The sequence below is a fragment of the Enterococcus sp. LJL99 genome, assembly GCF_054871725.1.
Genome location: NZ_JBTXLT010000001.1, coordinates 439,076 through 456,405, shown reverse-complemented (window position 1 = coordinate 456,405; position 17,330 = coordinate 439,076). Strand labels below are relative to the sequence as shown.

Genomic DNA, 17,330 nt, shown 5'->3' with positions numbered 1-17,330 from the left:
GATGGAACAAAAGCACCAGCTGGTTTTGTTTCGTCCTTTCATTTGAATGGAATAGTAAAAAGTATAGAATAAACTAGAAATTTGGTGAAGAACATGAGGGTAACAATCAAAAAAATTGCGGAAGAAGCAGGTGTTAGTGTAACGACTGTTTCAAATGTGATTAATAAAAAAGCACACCGTGTTTCAGCTGAAAAAATACAGTTGATTAATCAAATCATAGATAAATACCATTATACGCCTAACATGAATGCTCGTGCTTTGGTTCAATCTTCCTCCAGTTTGATTGGCGTTCTTTATTATTCGGAAATTGAACAAACTAATTTTTCTGATCCATTTGTTGCAGAAGTATTAGATGGAATTGAAAAAAAAGCGCGAGAATTGGGGTATTTTATTCTTGTGCATAGTGTCACTTCTGTCGCAGATGTCGAAGCACTACAGCGTAATTGGAAATTTGAAGGCTTTATTGCCGTTAGTATTATTGAAGAATTTTTTGATGATTTTGAACAAAAAATCAATGCGCCAATCGTTTTTATCGATACTCATTTGGCAGAAAAACAGATTGAAGGATTAAAAACCAAGCAGCAGCGCTTTTTTATTAATACAGATAATTATCAAGCGGCTATGGTTGCTACAAATTATTTGATTGAAAATGGACATGAATCGATTGCATTTTTTAGCTATCCTTTCAAAAAAAATGTGGCTGGTGTTATTCAAGAACGCTTTAAAGGGTATCAAGCGGCATTAAAACAACATCAGTTAACATACAATACTAAACAGTTGTATACAGATAAGCAACTACCTAAGTTAGCAAAAAATCTTCAAGATTACTCAGCTATTATAACTACGGCAGACTTTTTATCAATAGAGTTGATTCATTATTTAAAGGAACAACAGTTATATGCTAAAAAAAATATTTCTATTATTAGTTTTGATGATATTCGTTATGCTCGTTTAAGTGATCCACCACTGACCACAATCAAGTTGGATCAAATTGAGAAAGGAGAGCTTGCAGTAGAATCACTAACAAAAATGATTCAAGCAAAAGATTCAGAAGCGCCGATTATCTTAAATTTACCATTTGAATTGATTGTTCGTGACTCAGTGCATAAAAAAGTTCATTTAGACGAATGAAAAATTTTCACTTAATTTGTTTAGCGTTGAGCAAGTGGGTGAGACAAAAGTAAAAAACACTTTTGTTTTATCTCTTAAAACCGAACAAACGGTGGTGCAAAAGCAGCTCCTTCAGAAATAAGCCGAAATTCACCAAAAATTTGAAGAACACCCAGTAGGAATCATTCAACATCGAAAGGGAACCTTTCGTGTTTCCTGTCATTTTCGGAAATTCCTTCTTATTTCTCGGAGCTAACCGCTTTTGTCCCAACCTCACCTTGGTTTTGAATGAGTATTCGTTTTAATTCATCGACTAAGGTAGAATACCCCCATGAACAAAGTAAGTCTAAACGCGTAGCACATTCTTTTTTGGCAATTTGCGCTTCCTTTTTTTCATAAATATCAATACTGTATAGATAACATTCAGCTAAAAGAACTTGCAGTAATTTATTTTGTTTGACAGCGCATTGCTTTGTAGCAAGCAGATAAATGCGAGCTTTTTCAAAATCTTGCCGCTTAAAAAAAATTGTTCCAGCATTTAAAAGTAGGTGAACATAAACGTTATTTCTTACTAAAATTTGTTCATATTTACTAAACTCTTTGACTGCACGACCTACAAAATAGTCGATTTCTTCATTCTCCAAAAAGGTTAGAAAGTTGTTTAGTACCCGAAAATCATTTAAAAACCAAGTATCCGTTTCAATCAGCTTTTTTTGAAGATAGTTTTTCATTTCATCCCTCGTTAATTGCGAGGGTTCTTTTTTTTGATAAAGTGCTGTTTGGGCTGTAAAAAAAAGTAATTCATATTCAAGATTTCCTTTAGCGAGTTCTTGTTGAGCGTGCTGAGAAATGGCGTTGACTTTTGCTAATTCCTCCTTTGTTTCTGCGGATACAAGCGTTGCATACAATTGATCTTTTTTACTAAGCTGATAGTTATTATGAATATAGATAAATTCTTCGTAAAGCATGTCTAGTCGTTGAAGTAATTGAATAAAAACGACATAACTAACGGCGTAAGTTCCCTGTTCAAATCTGGATAAATTCGAACGGCTCATGATTTGGTGAGCAACGATCTCTTGAGATAGACTTTTATTTTTTCGAATAAATTTAAAGGTTTTTCCATATTGTTTCATAGTGACCTCCTTATTTTTGTGAGGATAAGGCACAAAGAAAGTAGCTAAACTTTTTTCTTTGATATCTTTTAGAGAGAATAACTAAAAGGAGCGAATCAATGAAAAGAAACGTATCTACTTCTGCAAAAATTTTACTACTAGGAACCCTTTGTTCAAGAATTGGATTATTTATGAGCGTCCCATTTCTTTCTATTTATTTGACAAATAGGCTTCATTTTACACCTGTACAGACTGGCTATATTATTGGAATGAATCCTTTAATGGTGGTTTTCACTAGTTTTTTTGTTAGTAAATTAATGAAAAAAATCAAAATAACACACCTGATTTTTTTGATTCCTACAATTTTGGGCATGGTATTTCTTTCCTTTTATTTTACTACAAGTTTTTGGATTTTGATGCTTTTAAATGGATTAAACGGTTGTTGCTATTCGATTTATGAATCAAGTTCAAAGTTTCTACTATCGCTTACTACAGAAGAAATACAAAAATTTACTATTTTTAATCTGCGCTACTTAGCAATTAATTTTGGTGGTTTACTTGGTCCTTTAGCAGGAATGATAGTTAATACTAACGATAAATTAACCTCCTATCTTTGGTTAGGAAGTATTTATTTAGGGATTGGTGTCATTCATTTTATTTTTTTTAGAAATAAACCTATTGAAAATCGAAAGAAAGAACATCATTCTTCAGGTGTAACTAGAACTTTTTCATTTAAAACAGCAAGTCCCTTTCTCTTTTTTCTATTTGGGATAAGCTTTTCTTATTTCGGCTATTCTCAATTTACCTCAACCGTTTCACAATATTTTACGAATAGTGGTCGTTTTTCTAATGGAATTGAACGATATTCTCTTACTATGTCGATTTGTCAATTACTTGTGCTGTCATTTCAATTTGTACTGCTAAAATATACAGAAAAACTTAGTCTTGAAATCAGTTTGATTGCTAGTAATCTGTTATTTTCGGGAAGTTTGTTGCTAGTTTTAGTAGCTGATCATGTGAGTGGCTGTTTTTTTATGATGATTGTCTATAGTCTGGCTGAAGTATTGTTAGGATCACATTTAGATTATACGGTTGATAAATTAGCGCCCAAAAATCATAAAACGACTTATTTTGCTTTAACAGAATTGATCAAAATCGGAAGTACATTAGGTCCTATCGTAGGGGCATATCTTATTCGTTTGTTCACTTATACAGATTCACAAAAAATATTTGTTCTTTTAGCTTTAATAACAGCAATAGGAAGTTTGATTTTGAGTAAAATTCGGAGACACTTGACTTAAGTTTACCACTTATCATTTTAAAATAACCACCTATCCCAAAAAGCTATACATTCATTGGCATTCCTTATACACTAATCATAGAGGTGAGAGAATGAAGGTTAATTTTGAACAAGATCAAAATTTAAATGAACAGTTGGTAATCCTAAAAGCGAAGGAAAAAAATGCGCAAGTGAATGAGTGGATTACATATATTGAAAAAAAACCAAAAGTTATTTCGGGAAAAATAGCAGGAAAAAACAAACTAATTCCTCTACAACAAGTGAGCCGTTTTTATACTAGTCAAAAGAAAGTATATGCGGTTTGCGGAGAAAATGAATGGCTGATAGCTTCTCGATTGTATGAGTTAGAGACGCAAGTTACCGAAAATTTTGTGCGGATTTCGAATACTGAAATTATCAATTTAGATGATGTAAAAGAATTTGAATTAACCAGAAATGGACTTATTTTAATTACGTTTCAAACAGGAGCGATGACGAGTTCGTCAAGGCGCTATCTAAAAAAAATCAAGGAGCGATTAGGATGCTAAAAAAAATTGTCAAAAAAAGTTTTTCAGGTGCTATGCTAGGTATTTTTATGGGGTTAGTGATTTCGATTATCTTTTCTTATTTAAATGGTTCAGGCTTCTACTATCCTTCAACGCCTAAATTTATGGAACAATTCAGTAATCAGAGTACAGCGATGGTCGTATCGCTCCTTTTATGGAGTATTCTAGGTGGTTTTCCAAGTGGAGCGGCACTTATTTTTCAAGTGACGGATTGGAGTATCACTAAAATGACAATTGTAAACTTTATTTTTTGTTATGGTTCGTTTATTTCGGTCGCCTTGCTTTCTCAATGGATTAAGCTTGATGTGTTACAAATCGGAACGTTCACGTTTATTTATATAAGCATCTATGTGGCGATTTGGTTGTTTATTATGAATAGTGTAAAAAAACAACTGGTTGAGATGAATCAAATGATTCAAGAGAGAAAATAGTTATAGAACACAGCGCTTTTTAATTGTTTTATCAACATCTTTGGTGTGAAATGGTAAAATTATTAAGAAGTGTTTTTTTGATGTCTGAAAAAAATCTAATCGGGGAAGGCAAGAAAAAGAAATGTCAAAAGTCATCTTGATTCGTGGGAACTCTGGTAGCGGAAAACCCAACGTTGCCAAACAATTACATACTAGATTAGGTGCGGGGAATTTATTGATTTCGCAAGATACAATTCGAAGAGAGTTGCTACAAGTGAAAGATTATCCTAACAATTCAGCCATCGGATTGATTGAAACAATGGTACTTTATGGGCTGCGCCATTGTGAATATACAATTATTGAAGGAATTTTAGCAAAGGATAAATATGGAGAAATGTTGAGACGCTCATTACTACTTGCAGATGAATCGTTCGTTTATTATTATGATTTAACTTTTGAAGAAACTATTCGAAGACATCAGACTAAAAACAAAACAAATTTCGATACTAAAGAAATGCGTTCATGGTTTATTGAAAAAGATTTTCTTGGTCTTGAAAATGAACAATTAATCACTGAAGAAGTTAGTCATGAACAAATACTCACCATAATTTTAAATGATTTAACTATTTAGCAAATAGCAAGCATTAGCGGAAGAAAAGCCTATAGCTAAAGGAAGAAGCAATGTTTTTCCACTTGGATTTTTGAATAGAAGGAATGATTTTCTATCGCTAATTGAAAAGAAAATAACTAAACTAGAGACAAAAGGAAGTAAATTGAGTTGAAGGTATGGGGTGGAAAAATGGAAATTAGTCGAATGTTAAAGGAAAAACGGAAAGAAAAACAATGGACCCAAATTCAATTAGCAGAAGCTATTTTTGTTTCGAAAAAAACGATATCAAACTGGGAAAATGAACGAACGGTACCAGATATTGAAAGTTTGATTCGGATTGCAAAACTTTTTGATTTATCTTTAGATGAACTTTTATTAGAAGACTCTACCTTAGTTAATGAAATGAAGAAAAAAGAAAAAATTGCTGATTTAACAAAAATTTATTGGGTAGGTCCTATTGCAACAGGAATATTTTTACTTATGTTGATGTATCTGCCATTAGAAATAGATTCAATATGGAGTCTTTTAATTATTGGGCTGGCTAGTTGTACGAATCTAGCTTCGTTTTCCTATTTAAAAATGAACTTGTATTCATTAAAAGGAAAAGAGGATAAATTAAAAAATGAATTGAAACATTCACGTATTTTTTTGTTTGTCTTTGTATTATGTTTGAGCTTGTTTATCGCTTTTTTGTATTTACTATAAATAAAGGATCTTGTTATTCAGATCCATTTAAAATAAGCGCTAAATCACAAAAATTGAAAAGCATCATGCAATAGTCACTGTCTATTTTGTGATTTACCGTTTATTTTAGAGTAACTTTTTCGAGCTTAAAATTTTAAGAACGTATCTGTCAAAAAATGATATTCTACTTATTTTTATTATCAGTATAAGCTAAATAAGTAGTATAAAATGTCTTAGCAAATAAGTGCGCATCACCAGGCCATCTCGCTGAAACATAATTGCGATCTTTTACAACAAAAGCGTGTTTATCGTTCGTTTCGCTATCTCTAAAAAGAGGTAACGGTCCTGTATGAAATTGTTTTGAGTTCTTTAATACATTTGTTACTTCAACTTGCACAGGTGTTGGGTAGGTACGATAGTAATTTTTTAACCATAAAAATGTCAGTCCATAAGCCAACATTTCTTGTGATTTTAAAAGAGCAGTTGTTTCGTAGTTATACAGAACAGATTGTTTTGTTTGTTGATCTGTCGTTCTTGCGGCAACAATTGTTCCGTGGCAAACCGCACCGATAGGTTTTTGAGCTGCAAAAAATTCAGCAACTTTATTTTGCAAAATTGTACTAGCTAAATAGCTTTTCATCCCAGGATCATGTCCTCCAGGCAATAAAAGACCAGTAAAGTTTTCTGGAATAATATCCTGATAACTAATAGGATGTTTAAATTCTTCAGATAAAATCATCTCGTGATACGCGCTGATTGCACTAGGTTGTGCCATCAGTGCTTTTTTCAATAATCCAAAGCCTTTGCCGGTTAATAAACGTTGATCTCCCGTAGCAATTTTACCAGTTGGGGTGGCAAAAACAATTTTTTCATTTTTTTGAGAGAAAAATTTCCAAGGGATAGCGGCTTCTGTCGGATCAAAGCCATAATCAGGTAATGGAATTAGTAACATTAACTCACCTCCGTTTCAAGTATAAGCGATTTGCTAAAAAAAATGAAAAATATAGACAGTTTGCATAAAGTGTTTAAATGAAATGGATTTTTAAGTATAGATACTTGTATTTCAACTTTTAGGGGAATAGAATCGACTTATCAAAATGATTTTACAAAAAAATGGTAGGAGATGTTCTTATGAAAAACAAGTTAATGGCAGTAGGCGTAGGAATCGGTTTGTTAACAATCGCTGGATTGTATTTAGGCAAAAAAACTGGTTTGCTTGAAAACGATGATTATTTATATGATGAATATGATACTAGTAAGTAAAAGTCAAAATTTGAAGGAGAAACTATTATGAGAAAAAACAAAGCTGTTATGATCGGTGCTGGAATCGCAAATATGGCTGCGGCCGTTTATCTTATTCAAGAAGGTGGTTGGCGTGGTTCTCAAATCAAATTTTACTCATTAGATGATCACGGATCCAATGATGGCGCACCAACCGATACTGTAACCGATGAATATTGGAATGAAAATCATCCAATGGAAAACACGAAAGGCTACATTGCACGTGGTGGTCGGATGTTGAATTATCGGACCTATGTTGATTTAATGGACTTATTAAGTAGAATTCCTTCCGCTACAGAGCCTAATATGACGGCAGAAGAAGATACTAGAGAATTTGATGCCAAACATAGAACCTATGATAAAGCGCGCTTACTTGAAGGTGGCAAAGGAATTATCGATGGTGGAAAATTAGGATTTGACAACACGGATCGAAAACTGTTGACTAAATTAATTTCAATGCCAGATTCAGAAGAAGAAAAACTAGATAATATGACAATTGCGGAATACTTTAAAGACGATCCGCACTTTTTTGAAACGAATTTTTGGTTTATGTGGGAAACAACATTTGCTTTTAGAACTAGAAGTTCGGCTCAAGAATTTCGTCGTTATATGCACCAAATGATTTATGAATTCACTCAAATCGAACATTTAGTCGGTGTGAATCGGACAAGATACAATCAATTTGAAAGTATCATGTTGCCATTGATTAATTATTTAAAGGATCAAGGCTGTGAAATTGTGTTAAATCGTTTAGTGACTGATTTTGATTTTAAAGAAACAAAAATGCAAGATGAAATTACTGTTACAGGAATCAAAATGATTGATACGCTAACAAATGAAAGCCACTATTTGCCAATCGATGATGATACAGCGGTTATTTTCACCAATGGTTCGATTACTGATTCAGCAACTTTAGGGGACTATGATACACCAGCAGCCGAAAATATGGATTACGGTGCGGCTTCAACTCTTTGGAAAAATATTAGTGAAAAATTTTATAATCTAGGTAATGCAGATAAATTCTTTGCCGATCGTGATGCAAGTGAATGGGTAAGTTTTACGTTGACGACTAAAAATCATTTATTATTGAATGAAATCGTTAGAATCACGACTCAAACACCAGGAAATGCGTTAAATTCATTTATTTCAACCACACCAATTACGCCATTAGGGCATAAAGACGTCAATATGTCGATTGTGGTTCATCATCAACCACATTTTACAACACAAAAACCAAATGAAACAGTTATTTGGGGATACTTCTTATATCCAAGACGTCAAGGTGAATTTGTTGAAAAAGAATATATCAAGATGACTGGTAAAGAAATGGCGCAAGAGTTGATTGGACAATTATCTAAAGTTGATCCTGGACCAATCAATATTGTAGAAAAAGAAGAGGAAATCTTGGCAAGTATTGTCAATAATATTCCTGTATATATGCCATATGCTTCTGCGTTGTTTAACAACAGAGCTAAAATTGATCGACCAAAAGTGATTCCAGAACATTCAACCAATTTAGCATTTACAGGTGAATTTGTGGAACAACCCTATCAAATGATTTTCACTGAACAAAGTGCTGTCCGTTCGGGTGAAATTGCAGCGTTCCATTTTGCAGGTGTTCCAATGTCTAAGTTAGTGAAGACTCCAAGATATGATAAAGATATTCCAACATTGTTAAAAGCAGCGAAGAAAATGTTTGAATAGAAAAATTTAAGAGCTAAACAAGTCTAGTCTATGTTTATAGATAGATTTGTTTAGCTCTAACTTATTCTCTTAATTCAATTTATTTTGAATAATAAATAAGATATTCCTATAATATATACGCTATAAAAATGATTTTATAGACAAAAAATAAAAAATAAGGAAACAAATATATATCTATTTGTAGGTATTTGCTGTATAATAATAACCAAATAACTATAAATTATTTGGAGGTTTTTACATGGAACATATTAGTATTATTGTATCATATACGAATACTTATCAATTACTTGAAAATTTTCTTACACATCTTAATAAAATCGTATCTACCTATAATTATGAAGTTATCATGATTCAAGATGGAGCAGTAAGTAGCTTTGTCAACCAACTCATTTCCAATTTTGAAAAAAATAATAATAATATTAAACATATAGAAACTGAAAAAAATCATTTAGGATACTCAAAAGTTAATAATATAGCAGCTAAATGTGCCTCTGGAGACTATCTATTATTTATCAATACTGATGTTTTCCCAGTGTTAACCTCTATAGATATTCTTTTAAAACAATTGAAAGATTCTCCTGAAAAAGGGATTGCACAAGGGTTATTAATATATCCCCAAACCAATAAAATTCAATCTGCTGGACATGTTTTTGGTTCTTTTTTTAATAATCATGCATTGAATGGAACTGATTTAGATAATGATCTTCTAAAAGAAAATAACATTCGGCAAGGTTTGACTTCTGCCTTCTATATGATTAGAAAAACTGATTTTTTTGCTTTAAATGGTTTTGATGAATATTTCTACAATGCTTGGGATGGTTTAGATTTATCCTTACGGGTAACTTATGAGTTAAATAAACAATGTATTGTTGTCCCAAATGCCAAAGCTTTTCATACTCAAGGAGGTAGTCGAGAGACAATATTCAGAAATACATCCTATCAAGATGGTTATTTTTGGTATAAATGGAAAGACATTTTAATGTTAGATTTTCATAAATTAATATTACAACAACTAAATCCTATAGAACTATCTACTAATTATACTGTTATAAATTGTAGTAGTTATCCTCATAATTCTTGGAAACCTTTATTGAGTAATTTAAACTGCAAAGATCCTATTATTGATATCGAAAGATATTCAAAAAAAGAAAAAATAGTTTTAGAAGAAAAAATTCCTTTGCAAATTTTGGAAGGTATCGCTCCAATAATATTTTTGGCAGATCATTATTTAGATATCAAAAATAATGCTAATATATTTGCCATATTTGATCTCAGATTTTCTATCATTGCTGATTTACATGGGAATATCTACCGTTTACCAAATTCTAAAATCGAATAGAAAATTTTCTGTAGCAATGTCCGTATTATAACTATTTATTTCCCGATAGCTATCATAGCCGTCCATTGGTAGTATATTTAAACATTCTTCAGCTAGTAATTTAGCTTTATTTAAATCACCCTCTCTATATAGTACTAAAGATTTTAAGTGTTTTATCAAATATTTTGTTCGAGGAGAAGGTGAAATTTTATCTGACTTTTCAATTTTATCTAATTTTTCTATCATTTCATGATTTTGAATATTAGAATAGACATGAAGCATAATTTCTTTCAATTCGGCTTTATAAAACTGTGTCAAAAAACCATGTTTTCTTAGTTTTTCTTTATTGCGCCTAAATTCTTCGATCCCAAGAGACTCGTCCATTAGATACTTTAAATAACTTATTTCACATTGACAATCTAATTTCCGACGTAATTCAGTATTCGTTTCATCATTGAAAATAGAATAAGCCTTATTTAATAATTCCAAAGCTTTTTTCCAATGATTTTTTTTATGATATATACCTTTAGCATAATCCATTAATGTATATCCTTCATGTCTTTTTTCACCATGAAGTTTACTCAGTTCAATATTTTTTATAAACCATTCTTCAGCTTCTTCAAAGTTATCATTTAATAAAGTTGTTACCATATATCTGTTATGCGCTGTCTCATAACCACGTCTGATTTTATTTGTCATCATATTTTTGGAACCATACTCATCTACTTTTTCGATAAAAATTAAGATTTGTTCCAATAAATTATGACTGTTTACAAAACGCCAATAGGCTATACTTAACAGCTCTCCTTCAATATGAAAAACTTGCTCCTTTGTTCCTTTTTCTTTTGCAAGAGCTAAAGCAAAATGTAGTTGTTCAAATGAACTTTCAGCTGAAGTTGTATGATTTAAACATTCAGCATAATTATATATTATGTCAATTTCATTTATATTAATTCTGGAATAATCTTTTTTTATATATTTTACAAATAGTGCATATCCTTTTAATGCATCATAATAGTAATTATTATTGTAAAGTTCAGCTGCAGCATCAAGTATTGGCTGTTTTAGCTCTTCCCATTTGGTATCATCTAGTTGTACAATTTTATAAGCAATTCTTATTTCTTTTGTTTGTTCATAAAACTCACAAAGTATTTCTTGATAGTTTTTTTTCAAGTTTAACTTATAGTTATTCTTTTTATCTACATAAACCACATCGTCTTTTTTTGAAATATACTTTTTATTGAGTAAATTGTTTAAAGATTTTTGATAACGTGTTGGAAAATCTAATAAGTGTACTTCGATTATATTAACCAGTTCAGTTAAAGCTAGTAAAAGTATCCTATCATTTTCTGTTAACTGTTGTTCAATTCTTACCTGTTCAATTATTTGAACTATTTCTTTAAAATTTTTATCTGTTGATAATACGGGTTGAAAATCATAGATCTGTTTTAATGATCTAAAAGAGTTCTTTAATAGAATTGCAACGCATTCTTTTTCTTCTTCATCTAATGAGTAATGCTTTTGAAGAAAAAAACCTTTAATTTCTTCTGTCGTTAGCATTCTCATTTCCTCAAATGAGATTCCAGTAGATTTTTCTTGTTTCATGAATTTAAAAGATATTTTTTTCTCAGATTCAATAATTAGTGTTTGATTTTGTTCAATAAGGTAATTAAATATAGGAATTAATAAGGATTCGTAGAATTTTTTACTTAACCTTGAAATATTTTTAAAAATGAAAATTGATTTTCCTTTTAATTCTTTTGGAAAAATCCATTTTTCTCCATATGCTTCTTCAAAGCTATTGCATAATTGTTCCAAAGCTTGATCTTGCAACATTACTTGTAGTTGTTCATAAAATTCGGTTCTATTCTCATCAATAGTATCTATTTTGAAATTCTCTAAATTCCATAATAGGTAAGTAAGAGTGTTCATACTTTGCATATTTCCATCAAAGTCTAAAATAACGATTTCTTCTCTACTACCATAGCTAGAACCTAAAATATCCAAAATCCATGATTTTCCAGTACCACTTTCTCCATGTATATTCCAAATAGTGTTAGAACTTTTCCTGTTGTTAAAATGATTAATAAAACTTGTTTGAGTCTGTGTAAATTGATATTGAATATATTTAATTGAAAATTTCTTTTCATCTAATATGTTTTCTTCTAAATCTAGTATCTTAATTATGTTTTCCCCATCTTGTAAAATTTCCTCACTACAAAATGAGAATACTTGAATTCCGCTTTCAATAAACAAATCATCTTCAATATTTAATTCGTTTCCGTTTACAAAAAGTTTGATTTGTTGTTTTTTTATGTTATTCACTTGAATAACTACTTTTATTTGATAAATAACTTTCCTAGAAATGATACCAAGATCCACTATCTCAAATTTATGAGAATCATTTTTTTTTAAAAAAAGTAATTCTTCAATATTAACTTTTGAAGGACTCAACATAGATACATCAATAGGACTACCAAAATATTTTTTAGCAATTTCAGGATTTTCATATAGCCAGTGTTCTAGAGATTCCTTATTGATATAATATGTATTCTCAATTTCTATACAAGAATTATACTGTATTGATCTTCTTATAAAACTGTCTGGAAAAGAAATATTCGTACCAAAATGAACGGCAATTATATTATCTTCACTAAGTAATGATGAAATAAGTGTTGAATCAAAACGCCTTGAGGAAATGTTTTTTTTTCTTACATCTTTAATGAATTTTGCTTCTGCCCAATGCTTGTCTCCACATTTTTTACTAGTTCCTAGTACATCTCTATTATTATCTCCAGAACTTTTGGTTAATTCCCAATGATAGCTATCAAATTTTGCTTCTAAAAATTCGTGTAGTAAGTGTTCAAAAAGTGAATGAGGCTCTATGTTGTCTATATTCATAAATGTCCATTCAAACATAATTCAAACCTCCAAATAATTTATAGTTATTTGGAGGTTTTTACATCCATGTCATTTCGATAATTAAAGTTATTCAGTACATGTTTTTTCCGTTCAATTGAGATTTCTGTGTAAATTTGTGTGGTCACAATGCTTGAATGACCAAGTAATTCTTGCACTTCACGGATGTTCGCTCCATTATTTAGTAACTCAGTCGCAAATGTATGACGTAAGTAATGTGGTGTTGCTTTTGTTTGGATCTTTGCTAGTTTTAAGTATTTTGAAAAAATATCTTCGATTCCATAAATAGATAAACGTTTCCCATATTTATTGATAAAAAGACTTTGATCTTCTGGATTAAACTGTTCACGAATAGATAAATAGTTTAACAAGGCGATTCGCGTTTCTTCGCTAGATAAATAAATCATTCGTTCTTTTCTATTTTTCCCATAAATTAGTAACGAATTTTCTATTTGATCGTAGTCAGCTAAATTGATTAGGCTTGCTTCACTAATTCGAATACCTGTAGCAATTAACATTTCTATTAAAGCAATGTCGCGAATACAATTTTTTTTCTGGTATAGACTGGTTGAAGAATGTGCAAGTCGTTCATACATACAATTTAATAATAAATTAATTTCTCTTATTTTAAGTGTTCGAGGGACTTTTTTAGGAATAACGTAGTTCACTCGATAATGCTCAAATTCAAGATCTCGTTCGATAAATTTTTTTGTTACTAGATAATTGTAAAACATGCGGTAAGTAATCATTTTTCTTTTTAAACTGGTTGGTTTTAGTAAATTTAACTGATGAAAATGTTCTATATGCTGTAAAATTCCTTGTGTTAATGGCAAATCATTTTCACAACAATATTGGTATAGAGTAGTTAAATCTGATTGATATGCTTTAATTGTTGGAATGGATAGATTATGGTAATTCTTTTTATAAGATAAAAATTGTTGAATTTGTTTATTCATTTTTACTCTCCTTTTAGCGATACTTAAAAGTATACTAGGTTTCTTTTTAAATGGTATTCTATATTTTGTTATTGTTGAAAGTATTTTTAATGATTATTCAAGGTATAATGAATAATAGCTCAATTGTAATTTTGAAAAAGGAGATCAAAAATGAAAATCGAACGATTATTAAGTTTACTAAGTCTGTTATCTACCTATGATCGTTTATCTGCCAAAGAATTAGCTGAGCGACTTGAAGTATCGAAACGAACAATCTATCGTGATATCGATACACTGAATTATGCTGGTATTCCAATTGTTTCTTATTCAGGCGTTCGTGGAGGATTTGGTATTGTGGAAGGATACAAAATCAGTAAAACCATTTTTTCAATTCAAGATATTGCTCATATTATGACTGGTTTAACAGCGATTCAAAGTATCTCAACTGCGACTGAATTCAAGCCTTTAGTATCGAAAATTGCGCCGACCAGTGAGTATCAAGAACAAATGCAAAATGATTTGCTGATTGATTTATCTTCTTGGTCTCAAGCAAATCTGCAACAAGCAAAGTTAGATGATTTACGAAGCGTAATCGCTAGCCATCAGTTGCTTTCAATCTACTATCATTCAAAGAAAAAAGTAACGCTACGAAAAATTGAACCTTATAAGTTGATTTTTAAAGCTTCTGATTGGTACCTTTATGGTTTTTGTTTGAAAAGACAAGCCTTTCGCTTATTTAAACTAACTCGTATTCAACGGTATGAGGTCGAAGCCGAGCGATTTGAACCGAGAGAAATTGGCGTAATTAATTTACAGCTTGATGGTGGAGCTCAATGGGGTAGTCATTTGCCTATCAATAACCATCAAGAAGCGGTTTTAACTTATGATAAAAAAGATCGTTTATTTTTAATTGATAAATTAGGCGTTGAATTTTTTGATGAATCAACAACTGCTCTTAACGTGATTCGTTTTCCTCTGATTGACTTAGAACAGACCGTGACCTTTATTTTAGGATTACACGATAAAGTGAAAGTACTTGAGCCGCCAATTTTAGTGGATGCAATCAAAGAAAAAATCGAAAAAATTTATTCTTTATATAAAAGCTGACAAACAGTTGTCACACTTCTATTGTATGCTAGGTTCCAACAGATAAGGGAGGAATTTAGGATGAAAGAAGTATTAATTGTCATTTTAACAGAATATGCGGATTGGGAGGTTGCTCCGATTGCTGCGGAACTGAACCGCCAAGCAACGATTGAAGTGAAAACTGTTTCGTTAACCAAAGAACCTGTTCAATCAATGGGTGGATTTTTGACACTACCTGATTACACAATAGCAGAAGCGATGGAAAAAGATTTTGCTGGATTACTTTTAATTGGTGGAACTTCTTGGCGAACAGAAGAGGCTTTAGCTGTCGGTAAGTTGGCACAAGAAAAAGGGGCTGTAATTGGAGCCATTTGTGATGCTACCGTCTTTTTAGGCAAGCTAGGTTTTTTGAATACAGGCAAACACACAAGCAATCAATTAAAAGAATTGCAAAACTATGCAGGAACTCGCTATACTGGAGCTAATCATTATGTAGAAAAGCAAGTGGTTCGGGATGGACAACTGATTACAGCTAATGGAACTGCTGCCTTAGATTTTGCCAGAGAATTGCTACTCGCTTTGACTGAAATGTCTGTCGAAGAAGTAGAGCAATGGTATGCATTCTGTAAATTTGGTTATTATGAAACAGTAAAGTAAAACTAAATAAAAATTGAAAAACGGAGAGACTAACAATGCCTATTAACAGTTTATTTTCACTTAGTTCTTGGACAGAAGAAAATTTACCAGGATTTTTACCACAACAACCTTTAGCAAAAGCTTCCGTATGCTACGAAGGAACTCAAGAAATAGCTGGGAAATTTCAGGGAGAGTATCTATTACAGTACTCTCACTATAATCAAGAAGATCCCCATTTATCTGAAGCAACGTACGTGGGCTATTTATTATTTACAGGAAGCCTTCATGGGAAACAAGGCACCTTTATTGTAGAAGAAAAGGGAATCTTTGCCAATGGCTTACCACAAAGTCAATTGACGATCAAAAAAGGCAGTGGAATGGAACAATTAACGGGTATCACTGGATCAGGTAGTTATGGATCAGCAGAAGAAGGGCTAATATTTTCGTTAGATTATATAATAGTTGAGTAAAGAGTTTTTCTTAAAGGAGTTAATGAAAAATATGACAATCGCAAGTTTTTTTCTGCTATTTCCAATTGTTTTTATGTTACATGAACTAGAGGAAATAGCGCTAATGCCAGATTGGATTCATCAACAAAAAAAGAAAAAGCAAGTAAATAAATTAGTCGAAAACTTACCAGAAACATCGGCGCGTTCGTTTAGCTTAATGGTGTTGGAAGAGTATCTTCTATTATTGTTGATGATGGGAATTTGTTGGTATTTCTCATTTGTATCATTTTATGCAGCAGTTATTATTGCGTACAACCTGCACATCATCGTTCATGTGGCACAAAGTTTGTGTTTAAAGACGTATGTGCCAGGTCTATTTTTAGGAATCATTTCATTTGGTGTCAATAGTTTGTTACTTTCTTATTTTTCTGCCTTTTTTGAACTGAAAATTGTTATTTTTTGTGTACCGATTGCTCTAATAGTATTGATAGGTAATTTGTTCTTAATACATAAATGGATTAAGTAGGTAGGGAAAAAAGGAGCATTGTGAGTGGAAAAGTGAGGAGTTGGTAGTAATGAAAAAAAGTAAAGTGATTGTTATTAGCGGAATGGGAGGAAGTGGGAAGTCTTTTTATACAGAAAAACTTGTAGCAGCTTATCCTGATAGCAAAAGTTTGGCGTTTGATGATTATGATATTGATGCTTTGCCTAGCGCCCCGCCAATCGATATGCCGATTGAACAAGCAGTGAATCAATATGATATTCGTAGAATGGTAAAGGATTTAAGAAAAGAGTATGGAAAATACACCTATTTATTTCTTGATTTTCCATTTGGCTATAAACATGAAGCTTTGAAAGAATGGATCGATACAGTTATTTATGTCCAAACGCCGCTAGATATTTCCTTTGCTAGAAGGTTACTGAGAGATTTTCAAGGACAAACTGGTGAAGTGATTCAAGAAATGACTGAGAGTTATTTAACGTTTGCTCGACCAATATTTGTAGACTATGAAAGATTTATTATTGAGGATGTTGATTTGGTGATTGATGGATCTTTAGAGGCGGAGCAGAATATGGCGATTATTAGGGAAGTTATTTAGGGAGTAAAAGATTTTTATAATAAAGAATAATTTTTCTAGAAAATAAATGGAGTAATTAAAAAGTAGATGAAACAAAAGTAAAAAAATTGTTTCATCTACCAAAGCTGAACATACGATGGAAGCAAGGGTTA

At 31.5% G+C, this 17,330-nt stretch carries 18 protein-coding genes; 14 read left to right on the top strand and 4 right to left on the bottom strand.

Annotated elements, in window-relative coordinates; all coding sequences use genetic code 11:
- The first annotated feature begins 93 nt into the window (after positions 1-93).
- Positions 94-1,131 carry a LacI family DNA-binding transcriptional regulator gene (locus ACYSNW_RS02230; protein ID WP_461742755.1) on the top strand — a complete coding sequence of 346 codons (1,038 nt, stop codon included), beginning with the start codon at positions 94-96 and terminating at the stop codon, positions 1,129-1,131.
- 218 nt (positions 1,132-1,349) lie between these two features.
- On the opposite strand, the gene ACYSNW_RS02225 is transcribed toward ACYSNW_RS02230, so the two are convergent.
- The gene (locus tag ACYSNW_RS02225; RefSeq protein WP_461742753.1) at positions 1,350-2,243 is read right to left on the bottom strand and encodes a helix-turn-helix domain-containing protein; all 894 of its coding nucleotides are present in this window, start codon (positions 2,241-2,243) and stop codon (positions 1,350-1,352) included.
- 98 nt (positions 2,244-2,341) lie between these two features.
- Here ACYSNW_RS02225 and ACYSNW_RS02220 point away from each other — a divergent pair, with 98 nt between their 5' ends.
- The 5 genes from ACYSNW_RS02220 to ACYSNW_RS02200 all read left to right on the top strand — a co-directional run bounded on the left by ACYSNW_RS02220 (position 2,342) and on the right by ACYSNW_RS02200 (position 5,792).
- Positions 2,342-3,523 (top strand): MFS transporter, encoded by a 1,182-nt coding sequence (locus ACYSNW_RS02220; protein WP_461742752.1) that lies wholly within the window; start codon positions 2,342-2,344, stop codon positions 3,521-3,523.
- A gap of 91 nt (positions 3,524-3,614) precedes the next feature.
- Positions 3,615-4,049, top strand: a complete 435-nt coding sequence (locus tag ACYSNW_RS02215; RefSeq protein WP_461742751.1) for a LytTR family DNA-binding domain-containing protein — start codon at positions 3,615-3,617, stop codon at positions 4,047-4,049.
- Positions 4,043-4,498, top strand: a complete 456-nt coding sequence (locus ACYSNW_RS02210) for a DUF3021 domain-containing protein (protein WP_461742750.1) — start codon at positions 4,043-4,045, stop codon at positions 4,496-4,498. The genes ACYSNW_RS02215 and ACYSNW_RS02210 overlap by 7 nt, the downstream gene beginning before the upstream one ends.
- 121 nt (positions 4,499-4,619) lie before the next feature.
- On the top strand, positions 4,620-5,108 hold the full coding sequence (locus ACYSNW_RS02205) for a P-loop NTPase family protein (protein WP_461742748.1): 489 nt from the start codon (positions 4,620-4,622) through the stop codon (positions 5,106-5,108).
- A gap of 147 nt (positions 5,109-5,255) precedes the next feature.
- Positions 5,256-5,792 carry a helix-turn-helix domain-containing protein gene (locus ACYSNW_RS02200; protein WP_461742746.1) on the top strand — a complete coding sequence of 179 codons (537 nt, stop codon included), beginning with the start codon at positions 5,256-5,258 and terminating at the stop codon, positions 5,790-5,792.
- 163 nt (positions 5,793-5,955) lie between these two features.
- On the opposite strand, the gene ACYSNW_RS02195 is transcribed toward ACYSNW_RS02200, so the two are convergent.
- Positions 5,956-6,723, bottom strand: coding sequence for a type 1 glutamine amidotransferase domain-containing protein (locus ACYSNW_RS02195; protein WP_461742744.1), 768 nt, complete (start codon positions 6,721-6,723; stop codon positions 5,956-5,958).
- 179 nt (positions 6,724-6,902) lie between these two features.
- On the opposite strand from ACYSNW_RS02195, the gene ACYSNW_RS02190 reads away from it, so the two are divergent.
- The 3 genes from ACYSNW_RS02190 to ACYSNW_RS02180 all read left to right on the top strand — a co-directional run bounded on the left by ACYSNW_RS02190 (position 6,903) and on the right by ACYSNW_RS02180 (position 10,095).
- On the top strand, positions 6,903-7,034 hold the full coding sequence (locus ACYSNW_RS02190) for a methanol dehydrogenase (RefSeq protein ID WP_461742742.1): 132 nt from the start codon (positions 6,903-6,905) through the stop codon (positions 7,032-7,034).
- Between the two features lie 27 nt (positions 7,035-7,061).
- Positions 7,062-8,756: an oleate hydratase gene (locus ACYSNW_RS02185; protein WP_461742740.1), complete on the top strand. Its 1,695-nt coding sequence runs from the start codon at positions 7,062-7,064 to the stop codon at positions 8,754-8,756.
- A 238-nt stretch (positions 8,757-8,994) separates the two neighbouring features.
- Positions 8,995-10,095 (top strand): glycosyltransferase family 2 protein, encoded by a 1,101-nt coding sequence (locus ACYSNW_RS02180; protein ID WP_461742738.1) that lies wholly within the window; start codon positions 8,995-8,997, stop codon positions 10,093-10,095.
- Here the strand turns inward: ACYSNW_RS02180 and ACYSNW_RS02175 are convergent.
- Both ACYSNW_RS02175 and ACYSNW_RS02170 read right to left on the bottom strand, forming a co-directional pair.
- On the bottom strand, positions 10,072-12,993 hold the full coding sequence (locus tag ACYSNW_RS02175) for a P-loop NTPase family protein (RefSeq protein ID WP_461742737.1): 2,922 nt from the start codon (positions 12,991-12,993) through the stop codon (positions 10,072-10,074). The two genes, ACYSNW_RS02180 and ACYSNW_RS02175, sit on opposite strands and share 24 nt — an antisense overlap.
- 26 nt (positions 12,994-13,019) lie before the next feature.
- Positions 13,020-13,949, bottom strand: coding sequence for a tyrosine-type recombinase/integrase (locus tag ACYSNW_RS02170; protein WP_461742735.1), 930 nt, complete (start codon positions 13,947-13,949; stop codon positions 13,020-13,022).
- Positions 13,950-14,099: 150 nt separating this feature from the next.
- Between ACYSNW_RS02170 and ACYSNW_RS02165 the strand changes: the two genes are divergently transcribed.
- The 5 genes from ACYSNW_RS02165 to ACYSNW_RS02145 are packed head-to-tail and all read left to right on the top strand — an operon-like array spanning position 14,100 to position 17,199.
- Positions 14,100-15,035, top strand: a complete 936-nt coding sequence (locus tag ACYSNW_RS02165) for a helix-turn-helix transcriptional regulator (RefSeq protein ID WP_461742734.1) — start codon at positions 14,100-14,102, stop codon at positions 15,033-15,035.
- Positions 15,036-15,095: 60 nt separating this feature from the next.
- Positions 15,096-15,671, top strand: coding sequence for a DJ-1/PfpI family protein (locus ACYSNW_RS02160; RefSeq protein ID WP_461742732.1), 576 nt, complete (start codon positions 15,096-15,098; stop codon positions 15,669-15,671).
- Positions 15,672-15,706: 35 nt separating this feature from the next.
- A complete protein-coding gene (locus ACYSNW_RS02155; RefSeq protein ID WP_461742730.1) occupies positions 15,707-16,120 on the top strand; it encodes a DUF3224 domain-containing protein in 414 nt (137 codons plus the stop codon).
- 22 nt (positions 16,121-16,142) lie between these two features.
- Positions 16,143-16,625, top strand: coding sequence for an HXXEE domain-containing protein (locus ACYSNW_RS02150; protein WP_461742729.1), 483 nt, complete (start codon positions 16,143-16,145; stop codon positions 16,623-16,625).
- A 49-nt stretch (positions 16,626-16,674) separates the two neighbouring features.
- Positions 16,675-17,199, top strand: a complete 525-nt coding sequence (locus ACYSNW_RS02145) for a nucleoside/nucleotide kinase family protein (protein WP_461742727.1) — start codon at positions 16,675-16,677, stop codon at positions 17,197-17,199.
- Positions 17,200-17,330 lie beyond the last annotated feature (131 nt).

Coding starts and splice junctions, on each gene's coding strand:
- ACYSNW_RS02230 (WP_461742755.1), top strand. CDS start 94: ATGAGGGTAACAATCAAAAAAATTGCGGAAGAAGCAGGTGTTAGTGTA.
- ACYSNW_RS02225 (WP_461742753.1), bottom strand. CDS start 2,243: ATGAAACAATATGGAAAAACCTTTAAATTTATTCGAAAAAATAAAAGT.
- ACYSNW_RS02220 (WP_461742752.1), top strand. CDS start 2,342: ATGAAAAGAAACGTATCTACTTCTGCAAAAATTTTACTACTAGGAACC.
- ACYSNW_RS02215 (WP_461742751.1), top strand. CDS start 3,615: ATGAAGGTTAATTTTGAACAAGATCAAAATTTAAATGAACAGTTGGTA.
- ACYSNW_RS02210 (WP_461742750.1), top strand. CDS start 4,043: ATGCTAAAAAAAATTGTCAAAAAAAGTTTTTCAGGTGCTATGCTAGGT.
- ACYSNW_RS02205 (WP_461742748.1), top strand. CDS start 4,620: ATGTCAAAAGTCATCTTGATTCGTGGGAACTCTGGTAGCGGAAAACCC.
- ACYSNW_RS02195 (WP_461742744.1), bottom strand. CDS start 6,723: ATGTTACTAATTCCATTACCTGATTATGGCTTTGATCCGACAGAAGCC.
- ACYSNW_RS02190 (WP_461742742.1), top strand. CDS start 6,903: ATGAAAAACAAGTTAATGGCAGTAGGCGTAGGAATCGGTTTGTTAACA.
- ACYSNW_RS02185 (WP_461742740.1), top strand. CDS start 7,062: ATGAGAAAAAACAAAGCTGTTATGATCGGTGCTGGAATCGCAAATATG.
- ACYSNW_RS02180 (WP_461742738.1), top strand. CDS start 8,995: ATGGAACATATTAGTATTATTGTATCATATACGAATACTTATCAATTA.
- ACYSNW_RS02175 (WP_461742737.1), bottom strand. CDS start 12,993: ATGTTTGAATGGACATTTATGAATATAGACAACATAGAGCCTCATTCA.
- ACYSNW_RS02170 (WP_461742735.1), bottom strand. CDS start 13,949: ATGAATAAACAAATTCAACAATTTTTATCTTATAAAAAGAATTACCAT.
- ACYSNW_RS02165 (WP_461742734.1), top strand. CDS start 14,100: ATGAAAATCGAACGATTATTAAGTTTACTAAGTCTGTTATCTACCTAT.
- ACYSNW_RS02160 (WP_461742732.1), top strand. CDS start 15,096: ATGAAAGAAGTATTAATTGTCATTTTAACAGAATATGCGGATTGGGAG.
- ACYSNW_RS02155 (WP_461742730.1), top strand. CDS start 15,707: ATGCCTATTAACAGTTTATTTTCACTTAGTTCTTGGACAGAAGAAAAT.
- ACYSNW_RS02150 (WP_461742729.1), top strand. CDS start 16,143: ATGAAAAATATGACAATCGCAAGTTTTTTTCTGCTATTTCCAATTGTT.
- ACYSNW_RS02145 (WP_461742727.1), top strand. CDS start 16,675: ATGAAAAAAAGTAAAGTGATTGTTATTAGCGGAATGGGAGGAAGTGGG.